This is a genomic window from Streptomyces flavofungini (assembly GCF_030388665.1).
Taxonomy (GTDB): domain Bacteria; phylum Actinomycetota; class Actinomycetes; order Streptomycetales; family Streptomycetaceae; genus Streptomyces; species Streptomyces flavofungini_A.
This window is the reverse complement of the sequence record NZ_CP128846.1, coordinates 3,049,468-3,068,636: the sequence shown is the minus strand read 5'-3', so window position 1 is coordinate 3,068,636 and position 19,169 is coordinate 3,049,468. Positions and strand designations below refer to the sequence as shown.

Annotated in this window: 19 protein-coding genes and 1 tRNA gene; 7 read left to right on the top strand and 13 right to left on the bottom strand. The window is 73.0% G+C overall.

The window, feature by feature from the left end; translation table 11 throughout:
• Window positions 1–2: 2 nt before the first annotated feature.
• Window positions 3–1,238, top strand: coding sequence for a styrene monooxygenase/indole monooxygenase family protein (locus QUY26_RS12125; RefSeq protein ID WP_289945879.1), 1,236 nt, complete (start codon window positions 3–5; stop codon window positions 1,236–1,238).
• 223 nt (window positions 1,239–1,461) lie between these two features.
• Here QUY26_RS12125 and QUY26_RS12120 read toward each other — a convergent pair whose 3' ends face one another.
• From QUY26_RS12120 to QUY26_RS12105, 4 genes are all read right to left on the bottom strand, one after another.
• Window positions 1,462–2,607 (bottom strand): C40 family peptidase, encoded by a 1,146-nt coding sequence (locus tag QUY26_RS12120; RefSeq protein WP_289945878.1) that lies wholly within the window; start codon window positions 2,605–2,607, stop codon window positions 1,462–1,464.
• A 223-nt stretch (window positions 2,608–2,830) separates the two neighbouring features.
• Window positions 2,831–3,154, bottom strand: a complete 324-nt coding sequence (locus tag QUY26_RS12115) for a hypothetical protein (protein WP_289945876.1) — start codon at window positions 3,152–3,154, stop codon at window positions 2,831–2,833.
• Window positions 3,155–3,246: 92 nt separating this feature from the next.
• Window positions 3,247–3,978: a TetR/AcrR family transcriptional regulator gene (locus tag QUY26_RS12110; protein WP_289945874.1), complete on the bottom strand. Its 732-nt coding sequence runs from the start codon at window positions 3,976–3,978 to the stop codon at window positions 3,247–3,249.
• Window positions 3,979–4,072: 94 nt separating this feature from the next.
• Window positions 4,073–5,011, bottom strand: a complete 939-nt coding sequence (locus tag QUY26_RS12105; RefSeq protein ID WP_289945873.1) for an AurF N-oxygenase family protein — start codon at window positions 5,009–5,011, stop codon at window positions 4,073–4,075.
• Window positions 5,012–5,212: 201 nt separating this feature from the next.
• Between QUY26_RS12105 and QUY26_RS12100 the strand changes: the two genes are divergently transcribed.
• The gene (locus QUY26_RS12100) at window positions 5,213–6,328 is read left to right on the top strand and encodes a ferritin-like domain-containing protein (protein WP_289945870.1); all 1,116 of its coding nucleotides are present in this window, start codon (window positions 5,213–5,215) and stop codon (window positions 6,326–6,328) included.
• A gap of 37 nt (window positions 6,329–6,365) precedes the next feature.
• Window positions 6,366–6,860, top strand: a complete 495-nt coding sequence (locus QUY26_RS12095; protein WP_289945868.1) for a DinB family protein — start codon at window positions 6,366–6,368, stop codon at window positions 6,858–6,860.
• Window positions 6,861–6,879: 19 nt separating this feature from the next.
• Here the strand turns inward: QUY26_RS12095 and QUY26_RS12090 are convergent, their stop codons facing one another.
• From QUY26_RS12090 to QUY26_RS12060, 7 genes are all read right to left on the bottom strand, one after another.
• Complete coding sequence (locus QUY26_RS12090) at window positions 6,880–8,334, bottom strand: penicillin-binding transpeptidase domain-containing protein (RefSeq protein ID WP_289945866.1); 1,455 nt, start codon at window positions 8,332–8,334, stop codon at window positions 6,880–6,882.
• Complete coding sequence (locus QUY26_RS12085; RefSeq protein ID WP_289945864.1) at window positions 8,331–9,740, bottom strand: FtsW/RodA/SpoVE family cell cycle protein; 1,410 nt, start codon at window positions 9,738–9,740, stop codon at window positions 8,331–8,333. Before QUY26_RS12085 ends, QUY26_RS12090 begins: the two co-directional genes overlap by 4 nt.
• A 56-nt stretch (window positions 9,741–9,796) precedes the next feature.
• A complete protein-coding gene (locus tag QUY26_RS12080; protein ID WP_289945863.1) occupies window positions 9,797–10,162 on the bottom strand; it encodes an SH3 domain-containing protein in 366 nt (121 codons plus the stop codon).
• Window positions 10,163–10,367: 205 nt separating this feature from the next.
• Window positions 10,368–11,573: an ATP-binding protein gene (locus tag QUY26_RS12075; RefSeq protein ID WP_436840499.1), complete on the bottom strand. Its 1,206-nt coding sequence runs from the start codon at window positions 11,571–11,573 to the stop codon at window positions 10,368–10,370.
• A 131-nt stretch (window positions 11,574–11,704) separates the two neighbouring features.
• The gene (locus tag QUY26_RS12070; protein WP_289945861.1) at window positions 11,705–12,550 is read right to left on the bottom strand and encodes a hypothetical protein; all 846 of its coding nucleotides are present in this window, start codon (window positions 12,548–12,550) and stop codon (window positions 11,705–11,707) included.
• 67 nt (window positions 12,551–12,617) lie between these two features.
• The gene (locus QUY26_RS12065; RefSeq protein WP_289945860.1) at window positions 12,618–13,283 is read right to left on the bottom strand and encodes a class F sortase; all 666 of its coding nucleotides are present in this window, start codon (window positions 13,281–13,283) and stop codon (window positions 12,618–12,620) included.
• A gap of 24 nt (window positions 13,284–13,307) precedes the next feature.
• Entirely contained in the window at window positions 13,308–13,646 is a 339-nt protein-coding gene (locus tag QUY26_RS12060; protein ID WP_289945858.1) for a hypothetical protein, read from the bottom strand.
• A 256-nt stretch (window positions 13,647–13,902) separates the two neighbouring features.
• Between QUY26_RS12060 and QUY26_RS12055 the strand changes: the two genes are divergently transcribed.
• On the top strand, window positions 13,903–14,706 hold the full coding sequence (locus QUY26_RS12055) for an NERD domain-containing protein (RefSeq protein WP_289945856.1): 804 nt from the start codon (window positions 13,903–13,905) through the stop codon (window positions 14,704–14,706).
• A gap of 120 nt (window positions 14,707–14,826) precedes the next feature.
• Here the strand turns inward: QUY26_RS12055 and ligD are convergent, their stop codons facing one another.
• The gene (gene ligD / locus QUY26_RS12050) at window positions 14,827–15,726 is read right to left on the bottom strand and encodes a non-homologous end-joining DNA ligase (protein ID WP_289945854.1); all 900 of its coding nucleotides are present in this window, start codon (window positions 15,724–15,726) and stop codon (window positions 14,827–14,829) included.
• Between the two features lie 71 nt (window positions 15,727–15,797).
• Between ligD and QUY26_RS12045 the strand changes: the two genes are divergently transcribed.
• Window positions 15,798–16,898, top strand: a complete 1,101-nt coding sequence (locus tag QUY26_RS12045) for a Ku protein (protein ID WP_289945852.1) — start codon at window positions 15,798–15,800, stop codon at window positions 16,896–16,898.
• Window positions 16,899–17,011: 113 nt separating this feature from the next.
• Here the strand turns inward: QUY26_RS12045 and QUY26_RS12040 are convergent, their stop codons facing one another.
• Complete coding sequence (locus QUY26_RS12040) at window positions 17,012–17,857, bottom strand: class I SAM-dependent methyltransferase family protein (RefSeq protein ID WP_289945848.1); 846 nt, start codon at window positions 17,855–17,857, stop codon at window positions 17,012–17,014.
• A gap of 156 nt (window positions 17,858–18,013) precedes the next feature.
• Here QUY26_RS12040 and QUY26_RS12035 point away from each other — a divergent pair, with 156 nt between their 5' ends.
• Both QUY26_RS12035 and QUY26_RS12030 read left to right on the top strand, forming a co-directional pair.
• A complete protein-coding gene (locus QUY26_RS12035) occupies window positions 18,014–18,832 on the top strand; it encodes an SAM-dependent methyltransferase (protein ID WP_289945845.1) in 819 nt (272 codons plus the stop codon).
• 125 nt (window positions 18,833–18,957) lie between these two features.
• Window positions 18,958–19,029 (top strand) — tRNA-Arg (locus QUY26_RS12030).
• Window positions 19,030–19,169 lie beyond the last annotated feature (140 nt).

The window sequence follows — 19,169 nt, the reverse complement described above, 5'->3', positions numbered from 1 at the left end:
GCATGCGGAAGATACTCATCGTCGGAGCCGGTCAGTCCGGTCTCCAGATCGCGCTCGGCCTCCAGTCGCAGGGGTACGAGGTCACCCTCATGTCCAACCGCACGGCGGACGAGATCCGGTCCGGCCGGGTCATGTCGACCCAGTGCATGTTCCACACGGCCCTGCAGCACGAGCGAGAACTCGGCCTGAACTTCTGGGAGTCGCAGGCGCCGAACATCGAGGGCGTCGGCGTCTCCGTCGCCGGTCCCGACTCCGCCCGCGTCATCGACTGGGTCGGCAGGCTCGACGGGTACGCGCAGTCGGTCGACCAGCGCGTGAAGATGGCGGGCTGGATGGAGACGTTCGCACAGCGCGGCGGGCAGCTCGTCATCCACGGCGCGGCGGTCTCCGACCTGGACTACTTCTCCCGTACGTACGACCTGGTGCTCGTGTCCGCGGGCAAGGGCGAGCTGGTGTCCATGTTCGAGCGGGACGCCGCGCGCTCGCCGTACGACGCGCCGCAGCGGGCCCTCGCCGTCGCCTACGTCCACGGGCTCGGGCCGCGGCCCGAACACCCCGACTTCGACGCCGTGCGCTGCAACCTCGTGCCCGGCGTCGGCGAACTCTTCGTCATGCCGACGCTCACCACGTCCGGCCGCGCCGACATCCTCTTCTGGGAAGGCGTCCCCGGCGGTCCGCTCGACGTCTTCCGGGGCGTCAAGGACCCCGGCGAGCACCTCTCCCTCACCCTCGAACTCCTGGAGAAGTTCCTGCCCTGGGAGTACGCCCGCGCCACCAAGGTCGAACTCACCGACGCCGGCGGCACGTTGGCCGGGCGGTACGCCCCGACCGTGCGCAAGCCGATCGGGCGGCTGCCCGGCGGGGGGCTCGTCCTCGGCGTCGCCGACGTCGTCGTCGCCAACGACCCGATCACCGGGCAGGGGTCCAACTCCGCGTCCAAGTGCGCGGCCTCGTACCTCTCCTCGATCGTCTCCCACGGGGAGCGGCCCTTCGACGAGGCGTGGATGCAGGGGGCCTTCGACCGGTACTGGGCCACCGCTCAGCACGTCACCAAGTGGACCAACGCGATGCTCGGTGTGCCGCCCGAGCACGTCCTCGACCTCCTCGGCGCCGCCGGTGAACTCCAGCCCGTCGCCGACCGGTTCGCCAACGGCTTCAACGATCCGGCGGACTTCGAGAACTACTTCTACGAGGCGGAGCTGGCGGAGGCGTACCTGGCGGAAGTCGCGGCTGCGTAGCCCCGACCCCGCCCCTTCCCGATCCCGGGGCCGCGCCCCTGGACCCCGGGGTGGGTGCCCCGGGCGGATGGGTGGGAGAGAGCCCGTCCGGCGTTTGAGGACGAGGCGCGGAGCGCCGATTCGGGGGTGCCCCGGCCCACCCGGAGGGGGCGCCCACCCCCTGGGGTCCAGGGGCGCGGCCCCGGTTTCGGAGAAGGGGCGGGACCGGGGCGCCCCGCGAGGCCTAGCCCGACCACCCCCGGTCCGCCCCCTCCGTCGCCCCCGTGGGCAATCGGGGCGGGCGGTAGTCGGAGAGGGGCGTGGCCCGGGGGTCGGGGCGGACCGCGCCGAGGACGGGGTTCGCGGCGAGGGGCGAGACCTTGACGCGAGCCCCGGGCCGGGGCGCGTGGACGACCTTGCCGCGGCCGAGGTAGAGGGCGACGTGGGTGGCGCGGGGGAAGTAGACGACGAGGTCGCCGGGCCGCAGGTCCCGGAGGGGAACCCGGGGCAGCCGCGCCCACTGCTGCTGGCTGGTCCGGGGAATCCCACGCCCCGCGACCCCCCAGGCCCGCTGGGTGAGCCCGGAACAGTCGAAGGAGGCGGGCCCCTCCGCCCCCCACTCGTACGGCTTCCCGATCTGCGCGACGGCGTACCGCAAGGCCCGCTCCCCCCGCGCGGACGGCGCCCGTCCCGCCCCGGCGGGCGCCCCGAGCGCCCCGGACGCGACGAGCCGCCGCTGCGCCCGCTCGGCCCCCTCCTCCTCGGCCCGCCCGAGTGCGGCCAGCTCCTCGGCGCTGAGCGAGGCGAGCAGCTCCTCGACCTGTTGGAGGCGGGCCCGCACGGTGTCCCGGGCGGTGCGCCGGCGCGCGGCCAGGGACTCCTGGGTGGCGAGGGCGCGCCGGGCCGCGCGGGCGAGCCCTTCGGCCTTCTTCTCGCCGTCGACGAGCCGGGTGGCGGCGGCGGCCCGGTCGGCGGCGGCGCGGCGCAGGACGTGGCGCTGGTCGAGGGCGCCCTGCGGGTCGCGGGCGAGGAGGAGGCGTACGTAGGAGGAGATCTCGACGGTGCCGTGCTGGTACTGCTGGCGGGCGAGGCGGCCGACCGCGCCCCTGCCGTCGTGGGCGGCGGCGCGGGCTCGCGCGAGGCCGCGGTTGAGGCCGGTGACCTGGCGGCGCTGGTCGGTCAGCTTCTCCTCGGTCGCGTTGTAGATCTCCGTGGACTCCTCGGCCTCGCGGTACAGACGCTGAAGGTCCGTCAGGAGTTCGGCGACGGGGCGCTCGCCGGGGCCCGGGGCCGCGTGTGCGGGTGCGGCGTGGGGGGACAGGGGGACGGCGGTGAGGAGCGCGGAGAGGGCGGATCCGGTGCACACCCAGCGCAGCAGCCTTCCTGACATGTCATCACCTCACGGTGCGGGGCGGGGGGTCCGCTCTCGCACCGTGAGCATGGGACGGGGCCGGGCGGGGCGCGCGGCGGCGCTGATCGGTTGGCGCAATGAGGTCACCCGTCCAGGGTTTCGCGGCGCGGCGGGTTGCGCCCCGCCCCGGGCCCCGGTTCCTCGAACGCCGGAGGGGCTGGAACCCACCCGCACCTCAGCGCACCGCCGGAGAGGCTGAGGACTACGCCTCAGAACCCCCGCCCGCGTCCGTCCCGGCAGTCCGCCCTTGACCCGGCTTCGACCACGGCCACTTCAGGTTCCGCAGGCCGCCCTCGCCCCCGCCGCCCCCGGCGTCGTACTCGTACTTCCAGCCCGGGTGGAGGCCGAAGCGGCGGGCGGTGCCCGCTGCCACGCGGCGGTAGACGAGGATCGTGGGCTCGCCGCCCGCGTCGTCGGGCACGGGGACGCGGTAGACCTTCGGGGGGTGGCCGGTCGGGCCGAGGAGGACGGGCAGGACGCGGCCGTCCAGGGGGCCGCCCACGAAGGGGGTCTCTTCACTCTTCACGGCACCAGTGTCTCCCCGGTGAGCCGGGTGCGCGGCCCCGAGGCCCGGGGGCGGGGGCCCGGGGCGCCGGGGAGCTGCGGCCCCGCGTACCGCTACAGCAGGTGCCCCGCCTCCGCCACCACCGGCAGCACCCGTCGCGCCAGCTCGCCCACCGGGCCCTCCGGTGTCTCCAGGGCGAGGGCGCGGCGGACCATCGCGGCGGTCTGCGCGTCGCGGCCCGCCGTGGCCGTGATGTGGGCGACGAACTGGTCGACCAGCCACGCGCGCAGCTCGTCCAGGGGCGGCTGCTTGTCCTGGTCGAGCCAGATGAGGGAGGCGGCCTCGACGGCGGTGATCCACATGCGGACGGTCATGCGGAGCCGGGGGCCCGGCGGCTCGGGCAGTTCCATGTGGGCGAGGATGTGCTCGGCCGCCGCGCGGCGGACGCCGTCGACGATGGCGGTGGTGCGGGAGGTCTCGATGACGCTGCCGCCCTGGAGCAGCGCGCTGAACCCGGTGTCGTGCTCGTCGACGAAGGCGAGGTACCGGTCGAGGGCGCGCCCGAGGCGCTGGGTGAGCGGGCCGTCCTGCGGTTCGGCGAAGCACTGCTGCAGTGCGTCGGCGGCCGTGCGCAGCGCCGCCTCGTACAACTGCTGCTTGCCGCCGGGGAAGTAGCGGTAGACCAGGGGCCGCGACACCCCGGCGGCCTCGGCGACGTCGTCGAGGGAGACCTCTTCGGGGGCGCGGTGCGCGAAGAGGTTGAGGGCGGCGTCGAGGAGCTGGCTCTTGCGCTCCTCGACGCTGAGGCGCCGGTACGCGCGGGTGGGGCCGACGGCTTGGCTCATGTCCCGCAGCGTAACCGTGTTTTCGTACGAAGAGTGGGGGCGGGCGCGCCCCGGGGCCTGGGGTGGCCGGGAGCGGTCGGGCGGGCGCGGCGGGCTACGCCAGCAGGCCCGAGGACTTCCACAGCCGCCTGCCCGCCCCGCGCAGCACGCCGATGTCGTCCAGGAAGTCGGTGAGCCGTTTCGCGCCGGACTGCATCACCTCGCGCCGGTGGCCGCTCGCCTTGACCTGGGCGAGGGCCTCACGGCGGTCGAGGCCGACGTTCGTGTACACCTGCGGGTTGACGAAGGCGATGGAGAAGACGCGGGCCGCCTCGCCGCTGCTGATCCGGGTCAGCTCGCGCTCCCAGCGCGGTGCCGTCACCATCTGGCGGCGCAGCTCCTCGCGGGCGTACCGCACGTGGCGGGCCTCCTCCACGACGTGGATGCGGGTCACGCCGCGCACCAGGGTCTGCACGCGCTCGTCGGGGAACGTCAGGCGCTGCATCCAGTCCAGGATCTCCTCGCCGAGCAGGGTGCAGGCGAAGGAACCGGGCGTGGTGGAGACGGTCTTGAGGACGCGGGCGAGATTGTGGTTGAGCTTCGTGACGGGGTACGTCGGCGCCCCGCCCTTCTCGATCATGCGGGCGAACATCATCGAGTGGCGGCACTCGTCGGCGATCTCCGTGAGCGCGTACCGCACATGGGCGCTGGTCACGGACTTGTCGTAGATGTGCCGCACGAGCAGCTGCATGAGGATGATCTCGAACCAGATGCCCAGCGAGGCCAGCGAGGCCGCCTCGTGCCGGGCCAGGTCGAAGCGCTGCTCCTCGGACATCCGCCGCCACAGCGGGGTGTCGTAGAGCGACACCAGCTCCGGCGGCCAGAACCACTTGCCGTCCTCGACGGGCGCGTCCCAGTCGAGCTCCTTGTCGGGGTCGAAGGAGTGCTTGGCGGAGGACTCAAGGAGTCGCTGGGCCACCTGTTCGCGGTCCTTGAGCAGGCCGAGCGCGTCCCGCAGACCCGCGAGTTCGCTGTCCTCGGTCACGGTCGTCATGAGATCTCCTGCTCCTCGTGTGCTCTCACAAGCGGGTTACCGGGGGTCACGTCTTATGAGACTGCTTGTCAGCAAGGTCGTCAATCCCTTGCGCACGACTTGTTGACCGCGCGTCTACCACCGTGTGAGCCTGCCAAGGAGCCACCCCTGTGCGGCGGTTGCGCGCCAGCGGGGGCCGCCGAGACCCGCGAGGAGCCGTCCGTGTCCACACGCGATCTGTACACCTCAGGCCAGCAGGACCTCACCTGGCAGGTCCCCGCCACTGGCGCCGCCCGCTTCAGCTGGGAGTACGGAGAGGGCCGCGAACGTCTGCTGAACCTCTACCAAAAGGGCAAGGACAAGCAGTGGGACGGCGCCAAGCGCATCGCCTGGGACCTTGAGGTCGACCCGCTCGACCCGCTCGGCACCCCCGACGAGGCCCTGTCCCTCTACGGCACCCGGTACTGGGACCTGATGTCCGCCGCCGAACGCGGCGAGCTGCGCAAGCACTACGCCTCCTGGCAGTTCAGCCAGTTCCTGCACGGCGAGCAGGGCGCGATGGTGTGCGCCGCCCGCATCGTGGAGTCCGTCCCCGACCTCGACGCGAAGTTCTACTCCGCCACCCAGGCCATGGACGAGGCCCGGCACGCCGAGATCTACAGCCGCTTCCTGCACGAGAAGATCGGCATGCTCTACCCGATCAACGACAATCTCCAGGCGCTGCTCGGCGACACGCTGCGCGACTCCCGCTGGGACATGCCCTACCTCGGCATGCAGGTCCTCATCGAAGGCCTCGCCCTCGCCGCCTTCGGCATGATCCGCGACACCACCGACAAGCCGCTGCCCAAGCAGATCCTCGCCTACGTCATGCAGGACGAGGCCCGGCACGTGGCCTTCGGGCGGATGGCGCTGCGCGACTACTACAAGCAGCTCACCGACGCCGAACGGCGCGAACGCGAGGAGTTCGTCATCGAGGGCTGCTACCTGATGCGCGACCGGCTGCGCGGCGTCGAGGTCCTCGAGAACTTCGGCATCCCGCTCAAGGACGCCGAGGAGTGCAGCGAGCGTTCCGAATACCTCCAGCTCTTCCGGCAGTTGCTGTTCAGCCGCATCGTGCCGTGCGTCAAGGACATCGGCCTGTGGGGCAAGCGCCTCCAGCAGGCGTACGTGGACATGGGCGTGTTCGAGATGGGCGACTCCAACCTCGACCAGCTGATGGCCCAGGACGAGGAGATCGCGGAGAAGCTGGACGCCGAGCGCTTCGCCGCGGAGGAGGGGGAGCGCGTTGCCGAGGTCGAGGCGGCCGTCGCGACCGGCGCGGCCACGGATCCCGAATAGGCCGCAACCTGTCCTAGTTGAGCTCTAGCGTGTGCGCATGACCGAGACCCAGGAACTCCTCGACGCCCTGCGTGAGCAGCGCCGCACCCTCCTCATCACGGTGCGCGGACTCACCGACGAGCAGGCCGCCACACGGTCCACCGTCAGCGAGCTGACACTCGGCGGCATCGTGAACCACCTCACGCACGGCGAGCGCAACTGGACGCTCATCCTGAGCAGCGGCACCGGTGATGCCCCGCCCGGCATGTTCGACATGGAGCAGTACAAGATGCCGCCGGGCGCCGACCTGGCCGGCCTCGTGACCGCGTACGAGGCCGCCGCGCGCGCCACCGACGAGGCCGTGGAGCGCGCGGGGCTCGACACGGTCGTGCCGCTGCCCGAGGCGCCCTGGGAGCCGGGCGTCGTACCGCGGTGGTCCGTGCGCCGGATCGTGCTGCACCTGTTGCGCGAGACGGCACAGCACTCCGGGCACGCGGACTTCCTCCGCGAGGCGATCGACGGCGCCAGCACCACGGCCCGGCTGGGCGACTAGGCACCCCGCCGGCGCGGCCTCAGCGCAAGGCCGCCTCCATCACCGCCTTCGCGATCGGCGCCGCGCTGCCGCCCCCGCTGATGTCCGAGCGGTCCGCCGACGCGTCCTCGACGACGACGGCGACCGCCACCGAAGGCTGCGCGTCGCCCGGCTCCTGGGCCCAGGCGATGAACCAGGCGTACGGGGTGCCCGCGTTGCCGATGCCGTGCTGGGCCGTGCCCGTCTTGCCGCCGACGGTGACGCCCTCGATCGCGGCGTTGCGGCCCGTGCCCTTCTCGACGACGTCCGTCATCAGCTCGCGCAACTGCACGGCCGTGCCCGGGTTCATGGCCTGCCGGAGCGTCCGGGTGCCGCTCGACGCCACCGTGTCGCCGTCGTCGGTCGTCGTCCGGTCCACCAGGTACGGCGCCTTGACCGAGCCGCCGCCCGCCACGGCCGCCGAGACCATCGCCATCTGCAGGGGCGTGGCGCGCGTGTCGTACTGGCCGATGGCCGACAGGGCGAGCTGCGCGTCGTCCATGGCGGTGTCGAAGGTGCTGGTGGCGACGGGCGAGGGGATCCGCAGGCCGGAGCTGTCGAAGCCGAACTTCTTCGCCGTGCCCGCCAGGGCGTCCTGGCCGGTGTCGACGCCGAGCTTGGCGAAGACGGTGTTGCAGGACCACTGGAAGGCGTACCGCAGGCTCGCGTTCGTACACCCCTCGACCTCGTTGGCGAGGCTGGTCGTGGTGCCGGGCAGCGTGTACGGAGCGGGGGACCTGGTGTCCGCGTCCAGGTCGGTGATCTCGCCCGCGTCGAGCGCGGCGGCCGCCGTCACCACCTTGAACGTCGAACCCGGCGGATAGGTCTGGCTGAGCGCCCGGTTCAGCATCGGCTTGTCCGGGTCGGCGTTGAGCCTCGCCCAGGCACCGGTCACGGCGCTGCCCGTGCCCGCGAGGCGCTCGGGGTCGTACGACGGCGTCGAGACCAGGGCGAGCACCGCGCCGGTGCCCGGGTCGAGGGCGGCCACGGCGCCCTTCTTGCCGCCGAGCCCGGCGAACGCCGCGCGCTGCACGGCCGCCCGGATGGTGGTGACGACCTTCCCGCCCGGGTTCTGGGCGCGGGTGAGGTCGTTCCACAGGGGCAGCGGGGCGAGCATCGGGTCGGTGCCCGCCAGGACGTCGTCCTCGGCGTGCTCCAGGAACGTGGTGCCGTACACCTGCGAGGCGAAGCCGGTCACGGGGGCGTACAACGGGCCGTTGCGGTACGTCCGTTCGTAGCGGAGCTGCTCGCCGGTGTCCTTGGCGCCGGTCACGGGCTTGCCGTCCACCAGGATGTCGCCGCGCGGCTGGGCGAAGCGGGCGATGGCGGCGCGGCGGTTGGCGGGGTTGTCGTCGTACGTCCGTGAGTCGACGACCTGCACCCGGGTCGCGTTCACGAGCAGGGCCACGAGCAGCAGCGCGCAGAACGCGGCGGCGTGGCGGATGTGGCGGGTCACGCCCTGACCTCCTTCGACCCGGACTCGGACCCGGACCCGGCCGCGGGACCGGACGCGGACACCGGCACGGCCTGGGCGCGCGCGGAGTCGCTGAGCCGGATGAGCAGCGCCACGATGATCCAGTTGGTGACGACCGACGAACCGCCCTGCGCCAGGAACGGCATCGCCATCCCGGTCAGCGGGATGAGGCCCGTCACGCCGCCCGCGATCACGAACACCTGGAGCGCCACGATCGACGCGAGCCCGATCGCGAGCAGCCGCCCGAACGGGTCGCGCAGCGCGAGCCCCGCCCGGAAGCCGCGCTCCACGAGCAGGGCGTACAGGAGGAAGATCGCCACGAGCCCGGCGAGCCCCAGCTCCTCCCCGGCCGTCGCCAGGATGAAGTCGGACTTCGCGGCGAAGCCGATGAGGATGGAGTGCCCGAGCCCGAGACCGGTGCCGAGCAGGCCCCCGGCCGCGAACGCGAAGAGCGACTGGGCGAGCTGGTTCGGCCCCTCGCCGGCCTCGATCGACGCGAACGGGTGCAGCCAGTCCTCGACCCTGCCGTGCACGTGCGGCTCCAGCGAACCCACCGCGAACGCCCCGACCGCCGCGAGCAGCAGGCCGACGGCGATCCAGCCGGTGCGCCCGGTGGCGACGTACAGCAGGATCACGAAGAGCCCGAAGAACAGCAGCGACGTGCCGAGGTCGCGCTCCAGGACGAGCACACCGACGCTCAGCAGCCAGATCGCCACGATCGGACCGAGCACCCGCCCGGTGGGCAGTTGCAGCCGTTTGAACCGCCACACGGTGCGGCCCGCGTACGCCAGGGCGGTGCGGTTGGCCGCGAGGTAGGCGGCGAAGAACACCGCGAGCAGGATCTTCGCGAACTCGCCGGGCTGGATGGAGAATCCGCCGATCCGGATCCAGATGCGGGCGCCGTTCACCGCCGGGAAGAAGATCGGCACGATCATGAGGACGAGGGCGGTGACCACGGACAGATAGGCGTAGCCCTTGAGCACGCGGTGATCGCGCAGGACCAGCACGACGGCGATGAAGAGACCGACGCCGATCGTCGACCAGACGAGCTGGGTGGGCGCCGCCCGGTCGCCGGGAGTCTCCAGGTCGAGCCGGTAGATGAGCACCAGGCCGAGGCCGTTGAGCAGCACCGCGATCGGCAGCAGCAGCGGATCGGCGTACGGGGCCCGCAGCCGCACCGCCCCGTGGGCGAGGAGCGCGAGCACCCCGAGCCCGGCGCCGTAACCGGCGGCGCCGGGCGGGACGGAACCGTCGCGGGCGAGCCCCACGGCGCAGTAGCCGTACACCGAGAGCAGCACGGCCACGACGATCAGCGCCAGCTCGGTCCCGCGGCGCCGGGGCAGGCGGACAGCGGCGACGGCGGCGGGCTCCGCCGCTGTTCCGGTCATGCCCGGAACGTAGCAAGCTGCGAGCCTAATGTCCGGTTATGTCGCCGGTGTCCTGGTCAGCACCAGCGCGGCGCGGGCCCGATGTTGGCGATGTAGTGCGCGGCGCCCCAGGCCCAGGTGCCGTCGGTGAGCAGGTACCAGCGGTCGTTGTGGTGGACGTACTCGCCGCGCGCCTTGCAGAAGATGTGCACGACCTTGCCGTACGGCTCGCTCCGGATGACCTTGCTGCCCCGCGTCGGGGCGTCCCGCAGGAGCAGCCCGGACTTGGCGGTGACCCGGCCCTTGTAGATCGGCGGGTTGTTGTTCGCGTCGTCGGCGGCGGCGCCGGGCGCGGCGGTGAGGACGGTCGCGGCGGCGAGGGCGCCACCGGCCACGAGTATGGAGAGGCGAGTGGTGACGGAGGAGCGGGTGCGACGGGCCATGAGGCCTCCTCGGGGAGCGGAAGGGTGACATCGCGACCGGGTCAAAGGCCGCGATGTCACGCTATGAGCGACACGAGGAGTACGCAAACGACCGCAGACGGTGAAGCCGAGCCCGTCGTGGGGGCCCCTGCTCTTCAAGAGCTCGGGCGAGATCGAGGACGAGCGAGGCCGAAGGCCGCGGTGCGAGGGCGCCCTGACGCCGGGGTCAGCCCTCGTCCCCCACGCCGCCCGAGGCGACATGCGGGAGCGTGAGCGTGGCCACGGCCCCGCCGGACCCGGCCGCGTTGGAGAACACGAGCCGCGCCCCCAGCACGTTCGCCTGCCCCAGCGCGATGGTGAGCCCGAGGCCGTGCCCCTTGGTCGTCCCCTCCGTGCGGAACCGCTGCGGCCCGTGCTCGATGAGGTAGTCCGGGTACCCGGGCCCGTGGTCCCGGACGGTGATCACGGGCCCGTCCACGGTCAAGGACACCGGCGGAGCCCCGTGCTTGAGGGCGTTGCCGACCAGGTTCCCGAGCACTCGCTCAAGGCGCCGCCCGTCGGTCTCCGCCACGATGTCCCGCACGACGCGCACCTCGACCTCGGCGCCAGAGGCCCGCACGACGCGTTCGGCCAGGGGAGCGAGGAGGACCGCGTCGAGGTCGACGCGCTCGTTGCGCGAGTCGAGGCGGGAGATCTCCAGGAGGTCCTCGGTGAGCGTGCGCAGCGTCGCCACCCGGTCCCGGACCAGCTCGGTGGGGCGGCCCGGCGGCAGCAGCTCGGCGGCGGCGTGCAGCCCGGTGAGCGGCGTCCGCAGCTCGTGCGCGACGTCCGCGGTGAAGCGCTGCTCGCTCAGGAGCTTGCCCTGGAGCGACGACGCCATCGTGTCCAGGGCGCCGGAGACGGTGGCCACCTCGTCCTGGTGCCGTCCCTCGTCGTGGGTGCGGGGGTCGTTGACGCGCGCGTCCAGGTCGCCCGCGCTGATGCGGCGCGCGACCCGGGCCGTCTGGTGCAGCCGCCTGGTCACTCGCGTCACCGCGAACGCGCCGACGAGCAGCGTCGCCCCGATGGCGAGCACCGACGAGCCGACGATGGCCCGGTCGAGCCCGTCGATGGTGCGGGCGCCCTGGGCGTAGTCGACCTGTACGGCGATGGCCCGCCCGCCGTCCGCGGGTCCCGCCGCCCACACCGTGGGCCGCTCGTCGTGGTCGCCGACCATCGTGCCCCGCTCCCCGCTCACCGCGAGGTCCCGCAGCCGCCGCGGCAGGCCGGGCGGGTCGATGCCCGCGCCGGGTCCGAGCCGCCCGCCCGCCTCGTACTGCTTGGTGGCCTCGTCGAGCCGGGTCAGGGCGCGATCGCGGGCCTGGCCGACGGTCTGGTTGGTCACCGCGACGTGCACGAGCACGCCGAGCAGCGCCGCGAGCGCGCAGCACATCACGGCGATGAAAGCCGCGGCCTTCCAGGCCAGCGTCGCGGTCCAGGCGGGCAGCCGGAACGGCAGGCGAGGCAGGCGCGGCAGCCGGGACCCGCGGGCCCCGGCCTGGGGCGCGGCCCCGGGCTCGGCGGTCACGAACCCTCGCCCGGACGGTCGGCGGCGCTCGGCGCGGGCGTCTCGCCCGGGCCCGACGTCTCACCCGGGCCGGGGCCGGAGCCGGGACCCGCGCCCGGCTCGGCCTCGGTCAGGGCGGGCACCTGGCTGCGGGCGCCCTTGGGGCGGGGCGCGTCGGACGAGCGCAGGATCTCGTCGCGGGTGGGCAGCATCGCGCGCTGGTGCCGGTCCCAGGACCAGGCCGTGCGGTACTCGTAGCCGGGGATGCCGGAGACCGCGCGCACCACCAGGTCGCGCCCGGCGAGCTCCACGCCGAGCACCGCGTCGGATGTGCCCATGATCTGCGTGAGGTGCCCCTTGTCCATCGCGTAGACACGGACGGCGAGCTGCTCCTCGGGCATGCGGATGCCGACGACGAGGTCGTCCTTGCCGTCGCCGGTGAAGTCGCGGTAGTACGCCTTGAGGACGGGGCAGTCCGCGGGCTCCTTGCCGCAGTCCTTGAGGGCTTCGACGGTTTCCTTGTAGAGCCCGTCGGGCCCGCTGTAGACGTCGGGGTTCGCGGCCACCTCCGCCCTGACGATCGCGACGGGGTTCACCTTGTGCAGGTCGCCGTCGGGCACCTTGACGCCCTTGACCTCCTCGGTGTCCGCCTCGCCGTAGTCACCGACCGGTGAGGACGCGGGCGGCAGGTCCGGCCACAGCCGGGTGGGGCCGACGGCCGTCGGTGTGGCACCCGCGCTCCGCAGGTCGCCCGGGTCGCCGCAGCCCGCCACCACCCCGGTCGCGGCCAGCACCAGGGCGCCGACGGCGAGCGCGCGTCGGCGGGCTGGGCCGGGGCGGCTCGGCCTGCGGCTGCGGTTCAACTGGCACTCCTGGTCGCGGGGGCCGGGTGCGGGGCTTCGGCACGGGGCCGGGTGCCCGGGCGCGGCCTCACCGCACGAGGTCGGCGTAAAGAATGATGTTGTCGGTGCGGTGACCGTCCTTGATCGGGCCGCCGCAGGTCAGCAGGCGCAGCTCCGGGCGGTCGGTCGCCCCGTACACCTTATGGGTTGGAAAGTCTTCCTTGCCGACCTGCTGGATCTCGCGCACCTCGAACGTCGCCGTGGAGCCGTCCGCCCTCGGCACCATGATCCGGTCACCGGCCCGCACCTTCGCGACGTTCCGCATGAGCGCGGGCCCGGCCGCCGTGTCGTAGTGCGCGACCACGACCGCCGCACCCTTTTGGCCAGGGGTGACGCCCCCCGTCCACCAGCCGGGCAGCTCCGCCTTCGAGGCCGGCGGCACCTGTAGTGCCCCGTCCTCGCCGATGCCGAGGTCCAGCATCCCCGTGGCGTCCACGCCCGCCGCCGGGATCCGCAGACCCGTCGGCCTGGACTCCGCCATCGGAGGCGGCGCCTGCTTGGCCCGGGTGGTCGTGACGTTCTTGACGGCGACGTCGGGCGCGGGGGCGCCGGAGCCACCGCCCTGCCCGCAGGCGATGAGGCCGACGCCGACGGCGGCGGTGAGGGCAGCGGCGGCGGCGAGACGGCGGCGGGGGCGTGCCGGGTGGGCTTCCCGCTCGGCGGCCTCGCCCTCGCGAGGGGTGGGGGTGTGCACGGGGGCTCCTTGGACGTGTGCCGGTCAGGCGTCCGTGCGCCCGCGGCGCATCATCGCGAAGCCGAGCCCCGCCGCCCCCGCGGCCGCCATGGCGCCGCCCGCCACCAGGAACGCGGGATCCCCGGCGTCCCGCACCCCGGTGGCGCCCGCCTTGACGCCGCCCTCGGGGGTCGCGGCGGTGTCGTCGGTGAGGCGGGCGGCGGGCGCGGGGGCCGGGGAGTGCGGGGCCGCGGCGGGGGAGTGCGCGGCGGTGGGGGACGGGGACGCGGCGAGGGCGGCCGTGGCCGGGAGCAGCAGCGCACCGCCGGCGAACGTGACGACGACGGCGGTACGGAGGGCCGAGGTACGGCGACGATTGCTCACGGGACGTTCCTTGCGCTCTGCGGCGGGCAGTGACAAGGACGACGCTAGGTGTCCGCCATTGCGGCGCTTCGACGACTTTGTAACAGGGGGCCATAGCTGTGCGAGCGGTGCCGTTACGGGATGGGCGGGGACAGGGGGCGCGGACCCGGCCGGGGTGGCGAACACAGGGCGAATCGCCCCCGACTTCCGCGGAGCGCCGCCGGCTTCTTGCCGGAGCGGTGCCCGGGCTGCTCCCATGGTCATGGGGTGATGGGGCATGAGCGGACTTCGTGTCGTACCGGCCTGGAGGCACGGTCAGGAGCGGCTCTACGTATGCAGGCCGGACGGCGGGAACGTGGCCTGGTACGACAGGGACACCGCCCGCGTGAACCTGCTGAGCGCCGACCGGGAAGCCGATGTCCTCGACGCTCTCGGCCCGTTCCTGACGGGCAACGTCACGGTGGGACCACCACCCGTCCCCACCCCCGCCGAGCTGGCCAGGCTCACGCTCCACCCGGACGACGACCTCGCCCCGAACCGGCCCGGCGAGGTCCTGCGCGTCGACCTGGAACGCGACCCGCCGCCCGCGCGCAGGCTGCGGTCCGACCCCCGGCACCGGGCGCTCGCGGCGCAGACCGCGGTCGGCGACGCCCTCGACCGCCTGGACGCGGTCGGCTGGCACACCCTGCACTCGATCGGCCTGCCCGGCGGCCGCCGCGTGCACCACCTCCTGATCGGCCCCGGCGGCCTCTTCTGCGTCCGGGCGTTACCGGCCCGCAGGCAGCGGGTGCGGATGGCCGACCCGATGGTGGCCGTGGGGCGCGGGCAGCCCGGGCCCCTGCTGCGGGAGCTGCGGGCGGACGCGGGGCGGGTGTCGTTCGCCCTGACGGCGGAGGTGCGGGCGGTGCTCGTGCCCGTGGGGGCGGTGGACGTGGAGGTCGCGGTGCCGCCCCGGGAGGTGCGGGTGCTGCGCGAGGAGGACCTGCCGGCGCTGGCCCGCACGGGCGGGGTCCTCAAACCGGCGGACGTCGAGGCGCTGCACGCGCTGGCCCGCGACCGCCGGACGTGGAAGCGGGTCTGACGCACGGGGCGGGGGCCGGGCTCACCCCGGCCCCCGCTCGACCGGGGCTCACCTCGGCGCCCGCTCGACCGGGGCCCACCCCGAGCGCCCGCTCGACCGGGGCGCCCGCCCGGCCGGGCCTCACCCCGAATCCGGCAGCACCCCGCCCCCCTCCGGGTCGAGCAGCGGCCCCAGCAGATCCCCGTACCGCTCCAGACGCGCCCCGACGTCGGTCGCCAGGAAGACCAGCAGCCCCGGATTCCGCCGCTCCCGGCAGGCCTCCACCTCGTCCCAGGTCACCGGTGTGGACACGGTCGGCTGGGGCCGGGCCCGCAGGGTGTAGGGGGTCGCCGTGGTCTTCGCCGCGGCGTTCTGGCTGAAGTCGACGAACACCTTCCCCGGCCGCAGGCTGCGCGTCATCCGGTGCACGACCAGCCGCGGCAGCGCCTGCTCGGCGGCCACGGCAAGACCCTTCGCGTACGCCGTGACGTCCTCGCTGGGCGTCGGCCGCAGCGGCGCGAGCAGATGCAGCCCCTTGCTGCCCGACGTCTTGGCGTACACGGCGAACCCGTCGGCCACCAGCCGCTCCCGCAGCCACAGCGCCGCCTCGCAGGCCTCCACGACGCTCGCGGGCGGCCCGGGATCGAGGTCGAGCACGAGCCGGTCGGCGAGCCCGGGCGCGTCCGTCCGCCACTGCGGCGTGTGGAACTCGGTGACCAGGTTCGCCGCCCACATCAGCGTCGCCAGGTCCGGTACGAGGATCTGCCGCGAGAGTCCGTCCGACCGCCGCACCTCGGCCGTCCGCACCCAGGTGGGCGTGCCCGGCGGCACGTTCTTGGCGAAGAACGTCTGCCCTGCGGGCCCGTCGGGGAAGCGCAGGAAGGACACGGGCCGGTCGCGCAGGTGGGGGAGCAGGGCATCCGCGGCGGTGGCGTAGTAGTGCAGCACCTCACCCTTGGTGAAGCCGCTCTCCGCGTAGAGGACCTTGTCGAGATTGCTGAGCGCGAGCCTTCGCCCCTCCACCTCGGTGATGGGCGTCATACGATGAGAATCCCATGAAACCATGACAAAAGCCTCCTTCCTCCCCTCCCGGCTGCCGAAAGGTGCTCCACATGCGGTCCATATGGAACGGCGCCATCTCCTTCGGCCTGGTCAGCATCCCGATCAAGCTCGTGAACGCCACGGAGAACCACTCGATCTCCTTCCGTCAGATCCACACGGAGGACGGCGGCCGCATCCGCTACCGCAAGGTGTGCGAGCTGGAGGACCGCGAGGTGACGAACGCGGAGATCGGCAAGGGGTACGAGGACGCGGACGGCTCGATCATCCCGATCACGGAGGACGACCTGGCCGCCCTGCCGATCCCGACCGCGAAGACGATCGAGATCGTCGCGTTCGTCCCCGCCGACCGCATCGACCCGCTCCAGATGGACACGGCGTACTACCTGTCGGCCAACGGAGTACCCGCGGCCAAGCCGTACACACTCCTGCGCGAGGCGCTGAAGCGCAGCCGCAAGGTCGCCATCGCCAAGTTCGCCCTGCGCGGCCGCGAACGGCTCGGCATGCTGCGGGTCGTGGACGACGTGATCGCGATGCACGGCCTCCTCTGGCCGGACGAGATCCGCGCCGCCGCGTCCGTCGCGCCGGAGACCGAGGTCAAGGTCCGCGACGCCGAACTGGACCTGGCCGACGCCCTGATGGACACCCTCGGCGAGGTGGACCTCGAATCCCTTCACGACGACTACCGCGCGGCGGTGGAGGAGATGATCGCCGCGAAGGTCGAGGGCGGCGGCACCTACACCCCCGCCCCGGCGGCCGAGCCGGGCGGCGGCAAGGTCATCGACCTGATGGCGGCCCTGGAGAACAGCGTCCGCGCGGCGCGCACGGCCCGCGGCGAATCCGACGCGGAGCAGGAGGCCGAGGTGACCTCCCTGCGCTCCCGCACCAAGAAGTCCCCGTCCGGCAGGACGGCCTCCACCCGCAAGTCGTCCCCGGCGGCCCCCAAGCAGGTGGGCGGCAAGAAGTCGACGGCCAAGACCGCGTCGAAGGCCAAGGCGGCGGCCCCGAAGAAGAGCACGACGAAGAAGAGCACCGCGAAGCGGACGGCAGCGGGCGCGACGACCAAGTCAACGGCGACCAAGTCAACGGCGAAGAAGGCGGCGTCGAAGAAGGCGACGCCGCAGAAGAAGGCGACGAAGCGGGCGTCGGCGTGACGGACGTGGGCGTCGGCCTGACGGACGCCCACGGCGACCCCGGCCTCACCCGGACGCCCCTGCAACACCAGCCACCTCTATCATCTCTGCCTCCCTTACCTCCCCTACCTCTCCTACCTCTCTGCCTCCGCCGCCACGGCTCCAGGCCCCCCGTCCGCACCACCCGCCCCACAAACCGTCACCGTGAACAACCCCACCCCCTCCCGCCGGCTGACCACCTCACCGAACCCGGCGGCGCGGGCCCACCCCTCCGTCTCGGCGACGTCCCGGCACTTCATCACCCACAGCTGCCCGTCCCTGTTGGGCAGGACGTTGGCGATGAAGTCGAGCTGGGGATGGCGGGTCTGGGTGGTGAAGACGAGGGTGCCGCCCGGCGCGAGCAGACCGCGCAGCCGCTCGATGGAGGCACGGATGACGTCGTCGTCGAGCAGCAGCTCGTAGAGCCCGGACACCACGATGACGTCCGGGGCGCCCGCGTCCGGTTCCTTGGGGTCGAGCGCGTCCCCGGTCTCGTACGAGATGTTGGTGATCCCGCGCTCCTGGGCGAGCCGCTCGCCCTGCCGCAGCCCGGCCACGGCGAGATCCCGGCAGACCGCGCGCACGCGCCGGGGCCCGTGGGCGGCGGCCAGGTCCTGGAGGTAGCGGCCGGGACCGCCGGCGACGTCGAGGACGAGGACCTCACGATCGGGCCGCGCGGCGACCTGTTCCCGCAGCACGTCCTGAAGCAGCTCACGCCGCGAGCGGATGGCGCGCCACCCGACGGCGTTCAGATACACGCGATCCACGAGACGCCCGAGGCCAAGAGCGCCGTGGGCACGGTTCACGTACACGTAATCGAGCATGGTGCCGCTGTCGAAGCCGTACCGATAGCCGATCCGGATGCCGCGCGAGGACCGTCCGACAGTGCTCAACAGACCTCGCAGTACTGCCCACTTGAGGTTGCGCAGAGGTTTCGTCATGCCCGCAAGAGTCGCGCCGCGGGCCGGCGCCGGACATCCGCTGTGATACTCGGAGCCGCCTGAGTACCCCGATCCCGCCCCCCTGACCTGGGATCCACTTGCTAGGTTGCGAGTTGATCGCACGGCCGAACGGCCCAAGCACCGCAGGAGGTCCCCGTGTCAGGCTCCGACCCCAGACTCGAAACGTCCGCCGAGATACGCGCACGGATCGACACGAGCAAGCCGCACTCGGCGCGCTTCTGGAACTACTTCGTGGGCGGCAAGGACAACTACGAGAAGGACCGTGAGCTGGGCGATCAGATCAAGGAGATCTTTCCGGGCCTGGTGGACGTGGCCCGCACCAGCCGCCACTTCCTCGGCCGTGCCGTCCGCCACCTGGCGGGGGAGCAGGGGATCCGCCAGTTCCTGGACGTCGGCACGGGCCTGCCGACCGCGGACAACACCCACGACGTGGCCCAGCGCGTCGCCCCCGACGCGCGCATCGTGTACGTGGACAACGACCCCCTGGTCCTGGCCCACGCCCGCGCGCTCCTGACGAGCACGCCGGAGGGCGTCACGTCGTACATCGACGCGAACATGTACGAGCCGGAGACGATCCTGGCGAAGGCGGCCGAGACCCTGGACCTCTCCCGCCCCGTGGCCCTCATGATCCTCAACACCCTCGGCCACGTCTCCTCGTACGACGAGGCGCGCGACCTGGTGAACCGCCTGATGGCGGGGCTCCCCTCGGGCAGCTACCTGGTGATCAGCGACTCGACGTCCACGAGCGAGGGCATGATCGCGGCGTCGGACGCGTACAACAAGAGCGGTGCGATCCCCTACTACGTCCGCAGCGTCGAGGAGATCACCGGCTTCTTCGACGGCCTCACCCTCACCGACCCCGGAGTGACCCAGGTCACCCACTGGCGCCCGGACCCCACCACGGACACCACCGTCGCGGCCGACGCCTACGCAGGCGTCGCCCGCAAGCCCTGACCCCCGCCCGCAACCCGTCCGGGGCGCCCCGCCAGGCCCCCCGGACGCTGCACAAATACCCGTTCATGCCGACCCCCGCGAAGCTGGTAGGGTTCTACCCGTCGCCGCCACACAGCGGCCGACACGCCCCCGTAGCTCAGGGGATAGAGCAACGGCCTCCGGAGCCGTGTGCGCAGGTTCGAATCCTGCCGGGGGCACTCGCCGGATCACCTACCCAAGTTGGTATGTGACCTGTGCGGATGCCGACAGAAGAGGGCGGGAGCCAGTCTCACTGACTCCCGCCCTCTCTCGTTGTCTCTCAGCGTTCGCGACACACCTCCGATACGCGCGACGACGT

Coding starts and splice junctions, on each gene's coding strand:
- QUY26_RS12045 (WP_289945852.1), top strand. CDS start 15,798: ATGCGGTCCATATGGAACGGCGCCATCTCCTTCGGCCTGGTCAGCATC.
- QUY26_RS12055 (WP_289945856.1), top strand. CDS start 13,903: ATGAGCGGACTTCGTGTCGTACCGGCCTGGAGGCACGGTCAGGAGCGG.
- QUY26_RS12120 (WP_289945878.1), bottom strand. CDS start 2,607: ATGTCAGGAAGGCTGCTGCGCTGGGTGTGCACCGGATCCGCCCTCTCC.
- QUY26_RS12095 (WP_289945868.1), top strand. CDS start 6,366: ATGACCGAGACCCAGGAACTCCTCGACGCCCTGCGTGAGCAGCGCCGC.
- QUY26_RS12075 (WP_436840499.1), bottom strand. CDS start 11,573: ATGTGCTGCGCGCTCGCGGCGCTGCTCGGCGTGCTCGTGCACGTCGCG.
- ligD (WP_289945854.1), bottom strand. CDS start 15,726: ATGACGCCCATCACCGAGGTGGAGGGGCGAAGGCTCGCGCTCAGCAAT.
- QUY26_RS12110 (WP_289945874.1), bottom strand. CDS start 3,978: ATGAGCCAAGCCGTCGGCCCCACCCGCGCGTACCGGCGCCTCAGCGTC.
- QUY26_RS12125 (WP_289945879.1), top strand. CDS start 3: ATGCGGAAGATACTCATCGTCGGAGCCGGTCAGTCCGGTCTCCAGATC.
- QUY26_RS12040 (WP_289945848.1), bottom strand. CDS start 17,857: ATGACGAAACCTCTGCGCAACCTCAAGTGGGCAGTACTGCGAGGTCTG.
- QUY26_RS12105 (WP_289945873.1), bottom strand. CDS start 5,011: ATGACGACCGTGACCGAGGACAGCGAACTCGCGGGTCTGCGGGACGCG.
- QUY26_RS12080 (WP_289945863.1), bottom strand. CDS start 10,162: ATGGCCCGTCGCACCCGCTCCTCCGTCACCACTCGCCTCTCCATACTC.
- QUY26_RS12085 (WP_289945864.1), bottom strand. CDS start 9,740: ATGACCGGAACAGCGGCGGAGCCCGCCGCCGTCGCCGCTGTCCGCCTG.